Source organism: Lysinibacillus sp. fls2-241-R2A-57 (genome assembly GCF_030209535.1).
Taxonomy (GTDB): Bacteria; Bacillota; Bacilli; order Bacillales_A; family Planococcaceae; genus Lysinibacillus.
The window spans coordinates 1-10,347 of record NZ_JARVRU010000122.1 but is presented as its reverse complement, the minus strand read 5'-3'; the positions used below and the strand labels follow the sequence as shown (position 1 = coordinate 10,347).

Genomic DNA, 10,347 nt, shown 5'->3' with positions numbered 1-10,347 from the left:
CATCTGTGACGCTGATCCCCAAGGAGTCGCCCAGCCTCCACTCCAATCAACTTATATACATAGCATACGTTTTAACTAATGTCATCCACAACTTATGGTGGTCATAAATATCGATGAAATAGAACTGATTTACATATAATTCGTAATAATAGATAATGGGATATATTAGGAAGATAGTTGGTTTACATATATATAAGGGGAGGGTTTCAAATTGAAGAATTCTACGAAAGTAATAGAATGTCCAAAATGTGGTGGGAAGGAGTTAGGGAAAGGAAGCATACTGGAGCTGGGGTTATGTACCCAGATAATAAGCCTGGCTTAGGTTCAGTTGTTGAATACATTATTTGCACAGACTGTGGATTTATTATCGAAAGCTATGTAAAAAAGCCAGAGAAATTTAAGGGTACTCTTTATTGGAAATAATCATGGACAGTAGATAATGAGCTACAGTTTTGAGATTTATCGAGAACATTTGTTTATCGACCAACTTTATCGATTTATCAACCAACTTTTTTAATTTATCAACCAACTTTCGAAAAATATCGACATCTACCTTCATGCAACACTAGCTGACCGCACTGATAATTTGCGTCGCTTATGACATAAGCATATTTTCAAGTCAAAATTTAAAAATTTTATACCAAAAAAGCGCGAGAAATCAACGTTTCTAAATTGATTTCTCACGCCTTTTAAGGTTTTGACCAGTTATGTCCCAGCCGCTTTTAAACCACTTACAAAATGTTAACGGTATATAAATCATATCTCCACCTTTAATAAAACCTTAGTGGGCTTTTTCAAATGCTAGCTTAATGCCAAAGCCAATTAACACTGCGCCTGTCAATCCTTCGATTACAGCTTTCGTCGTTGGCTTTTTCATAAATGCACTAATTTTATCCAACAAGTAAACATAAAATACAAACCACAATCCTGTTAACGCAGTATAAATAAGCCCCATTATAAGAAACGGCATAAATGTACCGCCCTTACCATCTACAAACTGTGGTAAAAATGTTAGAAAAAATACTGCCACTTTAGGGTTTGTAACATTCGTTAAGAAGCCTTGCTTAAAGCATGATTGTTGTGAATATTTGTGATCAATTTGGGTCTCGTCTTGCACAACAGGAGATTGCGTGCGGATTGCTCGTAATGCCCATAATGTTTTGACACCTAAATAACATAAATAGACCGCTCCGACGTATTTTAAAATGGCAAATACATATGCTGACTTTACAATAATCGCGGAGAGTCCAATAACCGCCGCAAAAGTATGAATTAATAATCCACAGCATGAGCCGAGTAAAGTCTGTAAGCCTCCCTTTCGGCTTACTGTAAGCGTATTTTTTGTGGCGATCGCCGTATCAGGGCCAGGTAAAATAATTAATAAAATACACATGACTAAAAAAACAGATATGTTCACCATTTTAAACCCTCCATTTAGTCAGAATATTATAAAAATAATATTAACATATGTATAGCTAAACAAAAAAGACTCTAAGGTATATATAATTGACATGCAACCTTAAGGTGTTATATACTCATAACACCTTAAGGTTATATATTTGCAAAGGAGTTTATATTTAAATGACTGAAAAACTAGAGAACATTGTTAAAACAATTACACTAAAAGCACCAATTGGAAAAGTATGGGAAACAGTAACGGACGCTGAAAAGATTGCTTCTTGGCTTATGCCAAACGATTTTAAGGCTATTGAAGGTCACGAATTTACAATACAATCACCGTTTGGCCCTTCACCATGTCGAGTAGAACAAGTAGATGCTCCACATTTTGTTCGTTTTGCATGGGATACAGATGGATGGTTTGTCACTTTTGAGCTGAAAGAAATTGGTGAGCAAACAGAATTTACGTTAACTCATGGTGGCTGGAAAGAAGCTTCGCATATCATTCCTAAAGCTAACATGCCTGCTGAAGCTATTCGTACAACAATGGATGGCGGCTGGACAATGCTTATCGGTCAAAAATTAAAAAATGTTGTAGAATCACAATGACACCGCTTGCTGTAAAATATGATGTTTTTCAAGCAATCGCTGATCCGACAAGACGTCATGTCCTACAGCTACTTGCTGCAAGTGATAAGCCCATCTCCCTTATTTCTGAGAATTTCTCTATAAGCCGAACTGCTGTCGTTAAACATTTAAAAATTTTAGAACAGGCTGAGCTTGTTTCTGCTCAGAAAAAGGGACGAGAAAAAATATATACATTACATGCTGAAAAACTAAAAGAAATTGAAGATTGGCTACAATACTTTGATTTATTTTGGGACAATAAATTGGCACAACTACAAAGCCTTCTTGAAGAATAATCAATAATGTCTCAGCATTATTGCGTCACACCCACTGAAAGAAGTTAAAATGGCAAGGAGCTGTCCACACTATTGGACAGCTCCTTGTTTAATATAGATAAAATAATCCACCATTAATAATTTCTATTTTAATTATTGCATCATATTGTTCCTCTAAAGCCTTCTTTTCAATGTCATAGCATTCTGGTTTGTCATCGATATCCTCATAAAAATAATCTAATACACGTTGATCTCGTTGCCATCTCTTTTTTGCTTCAGTAGCCCACGAATGGTCATCCTGTGCAATGATTGCTTCAATTGCTGCGTCTAATCTTTGAAGTGCCCGAATAGGTTTAATGATATATTGCACATGAAAAACATTGTCTGCTGGAGTAGTATCTAGCTCGGTTGCACATAAGGTTTCATGAAAATCCTCTTTAATGAGGCCTGTTAATAGATTGATACCAAAGGAAAAGAGCATTTCTTTCGTTTGGTCGCAGCAATACGATACTTTATAATTCACCCCTAGCCAAGGTGTTAAAATAGCCTGCCCTCTTGCTGTATCGACCTTCTCATACATTTGAACATAAGCTCCTAGCTCCCTTGTTGCTTGAAAAAGCTGGTTCATTCTTGGAGAACCAAAATGAATAGCCTCGCCATAAAGACTACCAGCTGATGCTGTTTGATTTGTAATGAATGTTACTTGGGCTGGATTTGGCTCACTATTTGTAGCTTCTACGTATTGCCAATAAAATGGTCGATTCATTATTTTTTTATCGATATCAACCGTTAATTGCACTGTAAGATAATGTTGATCTTCCCCTAAAATGTCGCAATCATTTTCTGTGAAAAATTGTCGTAAATAACTATGAACTTGCTGTGGATACATAGTCCTTCTCCCTTACACTAAACAGATTCTTTAAAGTTAGATAGAATCGCATCTAAGTCCCCTACTACCTTTTCAAAAACATCAATTTTCGTATGAAGTAATGCTAATATATTCTCTTCAATAGTATCGGCAATAGCCAGATTGTAAATATGAACATCATGCTCTTGCCCTAAACGATGTACACGACCAATCCGTTGCTCTAGCTTCATAGGGTTCCAAGGCAAATCGTAATTAATGACATGATGACAGAATTGAAGGTTAATCCCCTCGCCACCTGCCTCTGTTGCGATAAGAACCTGTGCCTTTTCCTTAAATAGATGCTTCATATAATCACGTTTGTTTTTATTAAATTTACCGTTAAACAGGACGCTCGTTATACCTTTAGAATGTAAATACCATTGCAAATAAATTTGAGTAGCTCTATACTCTGTAAAAATAATCACTTTATCTTCTGCCTGTTCGATTATTTCAAGTGTTTTTTCTGCCTTTGAATTCACTTCTAAAGCCATTAATTTTGCTAGTATAGCTTCCACTTCTTGTGATTGTGCATTATCTTCTTCAAGCATTTTAGATAATGTTAAAGCTGTCGCTTCTTTGCTACTACACATTTCCTTCCGCAATGTAATTAATGAAAAAGAACCCGTATTTTGAAGCGTTCCAAGCAATTCATAAACTTCCTCTTCTTCCTTCGTAAATTTGATCGGAACAATTTTAACGCGGCGATTTGTCCATTCAATACCCGTGTCCTCTCTCCTATTCCTCACCATCACCTGATTCACTAATTCCTTTAAATAATCATCATGCTCTAAATCATGCTTACTTGCCGAAAATGCAGATTGAAATGTATCATAATTGCCCAGATGGCCAGGCTTAAGTAAGGAAATAAGATAAAATAATTCAAAGACATCGTTTTGAATCGGTGTTGCCGTTAATAATAAACAAAACTTCTTCTTTAAACCTTGTACGAATTCATAAATTTGAGTTTTATGATTTTTTAGCTTATGCGCCTCATCAATAATAATCATGTCGTAATCCTGCTCATAAATACGCTCTTTATGCGGACTCTTTTTGGCAGTATCCATACTCATAATAAGGACATCGTAGCGCTCTATCGGAACATTTTTTTTATAAGCTATTGCCGGAATATGAAATTTAGTATTTAATTCTTCAATCCACTGATTAATAAGAGATGCTGGGGCTAATATTAATGCTCTTTTGACAAGTCCTCTGATCAGATATTCCTTTAAAATTAAACCGGCTTCAATTGTTTTACCAAGACCTACCTCATCAGCTAAAATCGCTTTTCCATTCATCCGTTCAATCACTGTTTCTGCTGCTTCTAGCTGATGTGTCAGCGGCTTTAAATTTGGTAAATACTTTGTTGCCTGTAAACCTGTGAAATCAGTAATTAACTTCATTTTCACAATGTCATAATTCATCTTGTACAATGTCCAACTATCCCATTTTTCAAGATGATCAAGTTTTTTTATAAAGCCTTCTTCCCATTCGGACGACCTTTCTATTTTCATGATCATCACCTCATGCCATTATTTCTAGTTTAGGTTGTCCAAAAAAGAGAAAGCTATGTTATGGTTTTGCGAAAGAAAAATTAAAGTTTACTCCGGCAAAGCGAGTAGTTGATTTTCGGGCGCTTTCCTAGGGGCGTCCGATGAGCCGCTTTTGTTGCTGACGCTTCGCTTTCGCACAGATAAAACATTGTTGCTGACGCTTCGCTTTCGCACAGATAAAACATTGTTGCTGACGCTTCGCTTTCGCTCAAAAAACATCTGCAGGCCTAAGTAAAAGCCGATGCCATATACCTTATTTATTAACACTATCTAATACCGTATTATTTTCTTCAAAGTTCTATTGCACATACTCCATGATTACCGCGTCTGCAATATTCGTTACTTTGCAAATCTAACTTTTTAAGTAAATTAAAAAGTTAGGACCTTAATTCGTACAATTTAAAAGGATAATGGTATTAAGATAGTCTTTTTATTCACTTCCTTTTTTCATACAATTAAAGAAGTATTACTTTCCAAAAAATTACGTTTTTTTAGAAGAGCGGGATTATGCCCAATTTAATAGGGCGCACATATACCGAGGAGGTTACTATGAAAATTCTTGAAGCATTAACAATGTCACTGCCTTACATTCATTTAGCTATGAAGGGCGAGTCCATGATTGGATTAGTAGATAAAGAGAGTGAGCGTATTATTGCTTATTTACCTGGGAAACGGATAGATTCTGGTTATAAAATCGGACAAAAACTTCACCCAGATGATGCTATTTTACATCTTCCACTTAAAGGAAAAAGCACTGATGAGCCTGTACCAAAAGAATATTATGGTGTGGTTTTTAACGCATTTTCTTTCCCCGTTCGTGAAAATGGGCAAATCGTAGGCGCGCTAGCCTTTGGAATACCTATTGACCATTCTCTACAAATGGAGAAATATATTCTTACTATGAATGACATTATCCAAAACCTACAGGATAAAGTACATACAATTGCCTCTCATTCGGAGGAGCTAGCTGCAACTAGCGAAGAAATTAATAAGCAAACACAATTTGCTTTAGAGGATGCTGAAAAAACAAATGGTATTACCGATTTAATAAAAAATATTTCTCGTCAAACCAATTTACTCGGATTAAATGCATCGATTGAGGCAGCACGAGCAGGTCAGCATGGTGCCGGATTTAACATAGTCGCACAAGAAGTTCGCAAGCTTTCTACTGAAACAACTTCTGCTACTGATAACATTGAATCCTCGCTTCGAAGCATCAATTATAATCTTGAAAATTTAAAGCAAAACATGACTCAAATAAATGGTGCCACAAATGAACAGGCACAACTTGTTCAGGACTTCAGTGAAATTATTGATGAGCTTACTACGCTTAGTATGGAAATGAAGGGTTTTATGTCTAAAGCAATGAAATAAAGGCTTATATCAACAGAAAAATCCGCCTCGCTTTCTGTGGTCAAATCAAGAGCCACATAAGCCTGCGCGGATTTTTTACTTTTGTGCTACTTTTGAAATAATTACCGAAATAATGAAATTAACCCTAAGCATTTGTAAAATATACGATATGATTACTTTTTGGTACACTATTGGAAAAAAGAAAATGAGGCCTATATGAAGAGGAAAATATTTATTTTACATGAAATATACGGTGTAAACGATTTTATAAAAAAGCAAGCTGAAACATACAGTAACGCTAGCACTACTGTTGAGTGCATTTCTTTATATTCAGAAAATACAGTATTTACATATGAACAAGAACAGGAATCCTATAAGTTTTTCATAAATGAAGTTGGCTTTGATGCGCCACTCAAAAAACTAAGCGAAAAACTATTGGAAGCTAGGACACAGTATAATGAAGTGCTATTAATTGGATTTAGTGTAGGTGCAACATTAGCTTGGCGACTATCAACCCTCCCATTACAAGGAATCGTTTGCGTTTATGGTTCACGTATTCGCCAGTATCTTGATATAATCCCAACTTGTCCGACGCTTGTCATTTTACCAAGTCGTGAGAAAAGCTTTAATGTCCATGAATTAAAGGAAGCACTCGATACATTACCAGCTGTTCACACGAAACAATATAAAGGTCAGCATGGTTTTATGGACTACTATAATTCGAACTATTGTCATGAAAGTTATTTACATGCACAAACCGATATTTTACAATTTTTTCAAATCGAACAAAATCAAGGAGGACAAAGTAATGGATCAAAATGAAAACATGATTATTGAACCTTATATTGAAGGAGGCAATGTCATATATCCAAGCTTTCACCTCTCCTTGCAGACAGGAATTATTATCGGCATTTATACAGATGTATCTAAAATCAATACATTAATGCAATGGTTTATGAAACAAAGCAATACGTATACATATCTTCGCGAAAGTGCGTTGTATGAGCGACTTACGGTTCGAGAATATATCCAATTTTGCTTAAAGCTCTTCGATGCTACTTCTGAAAAAATGGAGGATTTATTGCAATTAACCGCTTTAACGGAGCAAAAAAAAATCAAGATCAGCAAGCTTTCAAACGGAGAAAAGCAACGTTTAAAATTAATTCATACATATCTCAGTTCAGCACAAATACAAGTTTTAGAAGAGCCATTTCAAAATCTAGATGAGTTTTCCAAGCAAAAAGTCATTCAGTTATTGGGTGCCCTTCAAAAACAGGATAAAACAGTTATTTTACTGTCTAATAATCTTGAGGATTTAATTATTTCGAGTACAGCAATACATAGACTGGATACAATGGGCTTACATGGATTAGATGTTAAAGAGGATGAGACAGAACCAGCTTCTCCTACACTTGAAAATGCACCAATTCGACTTGATAAAATTCCTACGAAGAAAAATGACAAAATCATTTTATTTAATCCCCCTGAGATTGATTATATCGAAAGTGTTGAAGGGGTCGTTTCAGTGTATGTTGCAGGGGAAACCTATCCATGTACATTATCACTGAATGAGCTTGAGCAAAAATTGACACCATTTGGCTTTTTTAGAAGTCATCGCTCTTATATCGTAAACTTGCAAAAGGTTCGGGAAATCATTACGTGGACTCGCAATAGCTACAGCCTAGCCTTAAATAGTAATGAAAAGGCTGTAGTACCATTGTCGAAAAATAAGCTTGCAGATTTAAAGGAAATACTCGGAATTTAGGAGATTTCCCAGGAAATAAACGACTCCTGTCAGCTGAAATATTTCTCCACTAAAGGGCATTTTACTGCCTTTCACCTGTAATTTAATGTTGAGCTCTCCATTGTCCCTTATAGTGTAGATATCAACAACAACACAGGGAGGTTTTCAAATGAACGCAGTAATCGATGTTCAGCATTTGAAGAAAACATTTAATAAGGAAGTAGCATTACAGGATGTTTCATTTACTATTCAAAAAGGAGAAATATTCGGCTTTCTTGGTCCTAGTGGCTCCGGAAAAACTACTACTATTAAAATATTAACAGCACAAACTGAAAAAACTGCTGGCGATGTTTTATTGTTTGGTCGCCCAGCAGATGAGATGAAGCAAAGTAAAAATCGTAAACGCTTTGGTATTTTAACGGATAATAGCGGTCTGTACACACGACTTTCAATCGAAGAGAATTTATTACTATATAGTAATTTATATCAATTACCTAATTCAGCTGTTAAAGAGGCCTTGGATTTTGTTAACTTATATAGCGAGCGTAAAAAGAAGATTAGTCAGCTTTCTAAAGGGATGATCCAACGTGTTACGCTTGCACGTGCCATCATGCATAAACCAGAACTATTATTTTTAGATGAACCAACTTCTGCACTCGATCCTGTTAATACACAGCATATTTATAACGGCTTGCGTAGGTTAAATGAAATGGGTACGACAATATTTTTAACAACACATGATATGAGTGAAGCAGAAATACTTTGTGATCGTGTAGCCTTCTTACATAAAGGGAAAATTCGGGCAATTGGTTCCCCGAAACAGTTGAAAAAGGAATTCGGTGATGATTCCATTACAGTTGAATTAAAAAATGGGGCTAGTGAAATCATTCAAAATGGAGAACAGGATGCACAGAAACTGTTTCATTGGATGCAATCTAACGAAGTTTCTCGCATTTATACAAACGAGCCAACACTAGGTAATATTTTTATGCAAATAACAGGGAGTGATTTAGTATGAACATTTCAATGACACGTATTCAAGCTATTTTCATGAAAGATTATAAGGAATTTTCACGTAACTATGCGGTATCCTTAATGGCATTAATGCCACTTATTATGGCTATTCTATACAATCAAACAGGTGCCAATACTATCAGCATGTATTTCCTACCGATAAATATGGTGTTTTCTATTGTGACTGCCTATGTACAATGCTGTTTAATTGCAGAGGAAAAAGAAAAAAATACGCTTCGTGGTCTAATGCTATCCCCTGCTTCACTTGGAGATATTTTAATTGGTAAAAGCTTGTTTGTCTTTATCCTTACATTAGTAGTTGTAGCAACAACTATTTTGTTTGTTGGCTATGAACCTGCTAATCTTTTCATCATAGCTATCGCTTTAGTGTTTTCAGCAGTGTTCTATATTGCAATGGGAACAGTATGTGGACTATTCGCCAAATCGATTATGGAAGGATCTATTATCATTCTACCTGTTATCTTTATTTTCCCGTTCGGTCCTCTTTTCCAAGGATTATCGGAGGCCTTCCCTGTTTTAAAAGTCGCAGAGTGGTTACCAAGTTCTCAATTGGTACTATTAGCAGAGGCTTTAGAAGGAACATACACAACAATGGACATCATTGTTCCAATAGCTACTATTATCGTATGGTCACTAGTGACTTGGATTGTAGCAGGATTTATCTATAAAAAAAGAATGGTCGACTAAATTACTTTCTAACGATTTTGGGTTTTGTAGCCATGCTGGGTATGTAGAATGACACTTTGAGAGATATTTTACATCTAGTTTAAGCGCTATTTTGCACTATAAATAAATATAAAAAGTCCAATTTCTCAACATTAAAACTAAGAAATTGGACTTTTATCATTACTTCGGAATAGCTCCCGATTGCTGAAGATCGTTATTACAGTAAAGCACCCCGTTAGTTGGACAAGAAAAGTGAAGCTTATTCCAATCGCTCCCGATTGTTCAATAAACTACATCAACAATTATGAAACTATCTTCTACTTTCTTCGTATATTAACTAAGTCAACTAATTTTCGAGGTGATAATAATGTACGAGTACTATTTCGTTAAAGTGGAACTAAATGCTTGGGGTAGTAAACCAAAAGAAGATTATCAAAATATAATTCACCAATACGCATCTGACGGATGGAGATTTGTTCAAATTTTTGCTCCTTCAACTAAAGGATATGGTTCCGCAGCCTATTTTGAATTAATTTTCGAGAGACCCCTTAATTAGATTTGAGGGGTATTTCTATTTTGGGGGAACATAATGTAGAATTCTGTTTACTTAAACTCATCAGCTTTTTATCACTAACAGTTTTGTTCTAATGTGGCTCATTTTTTGCATTACTTTTTATTAGACATTAATAATCTAATCTATTTTTACAGCAAATGCTCATTCCTTTTGTGCTTTCTTATTGATACAGATAGGTAAGCTTTTGAAGTTATCGCCAGCTTTTCCCCCTGTTCACA

At 35.5% G+C, this 10,347-nt stretch carries 13 protein-coding genes; 9 read left to right on the top strand and 4 right to left on the bottom strand.

What is annotated here, in order from left to right; all coding sequences use genetic code 11:
* The first annotated feature begins 237 nt into the window (after positions 1 to 237).
* Positions 238 to 423 (top strand): transcription initiation factor TFIIIB, encoded by a 186-nt coding sequence (locus QRN68_RS18265; RefSeq protein WP_350224362.1) that lies wholly within the window; start codon positions 238 to 240, stop codon positions 421 to 423.
* Between the two features lie 358 nt (positions 424 to 781).
* Here QRN68_RS18265 and QRN68_RS18260 read toward each other — a convergent pair whose 3' ends face one another.
* Positions 782 to 1,420, bottom strand: a complete 639-nt coding sequence (locus QRN68_RS18260) for a LysE family translocator (protein WP_285398327.1) — start codon at positions 1,418 to 1,420, stop codon at positions 782 to 784.
* Positions 1,421 to 1,581: 161 nt separating this feature from the next.
* On the opposite strand from QRN68_RS18260, the gene QRN68_RS18255 reads away from it, so the two are divergent.
* Entirely contained in the window at positions 1,582 to 2,007 is a 426-nt protein-coding gene (locus QRN68_RS18255; protein ID WP_285398326.1) for an SRPBCC family protein, read from the top strand.
* Entirely contained in the window at positions 2,004 to 2,321 is a 318-nt protein-coding gene (locus tag QRN68_RS18250) for an ArsR/SmtB family transcription factor (protein ID WP_285398325.1), read from the top strand. Before QRN68_RS18255 ends, QRN68_RS18250 begins: the two co-directional genes overlap by 4 nt.
* A gap of 88 nt (positions 2,322 to 2,409) precedes the next feature.
* On the opposite strand, the gene QRN68_RS18245 is transcribed toward QRN68_RS18250, so the two are convergent.
* The 3 genes from QRN68_RS18245 to QRN68_RS18235 all read right to left on the bottom strand — a co-directional run bounded on the left by QRN68_RS18245 (position 2,410) and on the right by QRN68_RS18235 (position 4,942).
* Positions 2,410 to 3,189 (bottom strand): YqhG family protein, encoded by a 780-nt coding sequence (locus tag QRN68_RS18245; RefSeq protein ID WP_285398324.1) that lies wholly within the window; start codon positions 3,187 to 3,189, stop codon positions 2,410 to 2,412.
* Between the two features lie 17 nt (positions 3,190 to 3,206).
* Positions 3,207 to 4,724, bottom strand: coding sequence for a DEAD/DEAH box helicase (locus QRN68_RS18240; RefSeq protein ID WP_285398328.1), 1,518 nt, complete (start codon positions 4,722 to 4,724; stop codon positions 3,207 to 3,209).
* 74 nt (positions 4,725 to 4,798) lie between these two features.
* Positions 4,799 to 4,942, bottom strand: a complete 144-nt coding sequence (locus QRN68_RS18235) for a hypothetical protein (protein ID WP_285398323.1) — start codon at positions 4,940 to 4,942, stop codon at positions 4,799 to 4,801.
* A 364-nt stretch (positions 4,943 to 5,306) separates the two neighbouring features.
* Here QRN68_RS18235 and QRN68_RS18230 point away from each other — a divergent pair, with 364 nt between their 5' ends.
* The 6 genes from QRN68_RS18230 (at position 5,307) to QRN68_RS18205 (ending at position 10,111) form a co-directional block, all read left to right on the top strand.
* Complete coding sequence (locus QRN68_RS18230) at positions 5,307 to 6,131, top strand: methyl-accepting chemotaxis protein (RefSeq protein ID WP_285398322.1); 825 nt, start codon at positions 5,307 to 5,309, stop codon at positions 6,129 to 6,131.
* 195 nt (positions 6,132 to 6,326) lie between these two features.
* Entirely contained in the window at positions 6,327 to 6,932 is a 606-nt protein-coding gene (locus QRN68_RS18225) for a dienelactone hydrolase family protein (protein ID WP_285398321.1), read from the top strand.
* Positions 6,919 to 7,875: a LytTR family transcriptional regulator DNA-binding domain-containing protein gene (locus QRN68_RS18220; protein ID WP_285398320.1), complete on the top strand. Its 957-nt coding sequence runs from the start codon at positions 6,919 to 6,921 to the stop codon at positions 7,873 to 7,875. The genes QRN68_RS18225 and QRN68_RS18220 overlap by 14 nt, the downstream gene beginning before the upstream one ends.
* Positions 7,876 to 8,023: 148 nt before the next feature.
* The gene (locus tag QRN68_RS18215) at positions 8,024 to 8,872 is read left to right on the top strand and encodes an ABC transporter ATP-binding protein (RefSeq protein ID WP_285398319.1); all 849 of its coding nucleotides are present in this window, start codon (positions 8,024 to 8,026) and stop codon (positions 8,870 to 8,872) included.
* Entirely contained in the window at positions 8,869 to 9,576 is a 708-nt protein-coding gene (locus QRN68_RS18210) for an ABC transporter permease (RefSeq protein WP_285398318.1), read from the top strand. Before QRN68_RS18215 ends, QRN68_RS18210 begins: the two co-directional genes overlap by 4 nt.
* A gap of 346 nt (positions 9,577 to 9,922) precedes the next feature.
* Positions 9,923 to 10,111, top strand: coding sequence for a DUF4177 domain-containing protein (locus tag QRN68_RS18205; RefSeq protein ID WP_285398317.1), 189 nt, complete (start codon positions 9,923 to 9,925; stop codon positions 10,109 to 10,111).
* The last annotated feature ends 236 nt before the right edge of the window (positions 10,112 to 10,347 follow it).

Bases quoted from the DNA above. Each gene is read 5' to 3' on its own strand.
- QRN68_RS18265 (WP_350224362.1), top strand. From the start codon at position 238: ATGTCCAAAATGTGGTGGGAAGGAGTTAGGGAAAGGAAGCATACTGGA.
- QRN68_RS18260 (WP_285398327.1), bottom strand. From the start codon at position 1,420: ATGGTGAACATATCTGTTTTTTTAGTCATGTGTATTTTATTAATTATT.
- QRN68_RS18255 (WP_285398326.1), top strand. From the start codon at position 1,582: ATGACTGAAAAACTAGAGAACATTGTTAAAACAATTACACTAAAAGCA.
- QRN68_RS18250 (WP_285398325.1), top strand. From the start codon at position 2,004: ATGACACCGCTTGCTGTAAAATATGATGTTTTTCAAGCAATCGCTGAT.
- QRN68_RS18245 (WP_285398324.1), bottom strand. From the start codon at position 3,189: ATGTATCCACAGCAAGTTCATAGTTATTTACGACAATTTTTCACAGAA.
- QRN68_RS18240 (WP_285398328.1), bottom strand. From the start codon at position 4,724: ATGATCATGAAAATAGAAAGGTCGTCCGAATGGGAAGAAGGCTTTATA.
- QRN68_RS18235 (WP_285398323.1), bottom strand. From the start codon at position 4,942: ATGTTTTATCTGTGCGAAAGCGAAGCGTCAGCAACAATGTTTTATCTG.
- QRN68_RS18230 (WP_285398322.1), top strand. From the start codon at position 5,307: ATGAAAATTCTTGAAGCATTAACAATGTCACTGCCTTACATTCATTTA.
- QRN68_RS18225 (WP_285398321.1), top strand. From the start codon at position 6,327: ATGAAGAGGAAAATATTTATTTTACATGAAATATACGGTGTAAACGAT.
- QRN68_RS18220 (WP_285398320.1), top strand. From the start codon at position 6,919: ATGGATCAAAATGAAAACATGATTATTGAACCTTATATTGAAGGAGGC.
- QRN68_RS18215 (WP_285398319.1), top strand. From the start codon at position 8,024: ATGAACGCAGTAATCGATGTTCAGCATTTGAAGAAAACATTTAATAAG.
- QRN68_RS18210 (WP_285398318.1), top strand. From the start codon at position 8,869: ATGAACATTTCAATGACACGTATTCAAGCTATTTTCATGAAAGATTAT.
- QRN68_RS18205 (WP_285398317.1), top strand. From the start codon at position 9,923: ATGTACGAGTACTATTTCGTTAAAGTGGAACTAAATGCTTGGGGTAGT.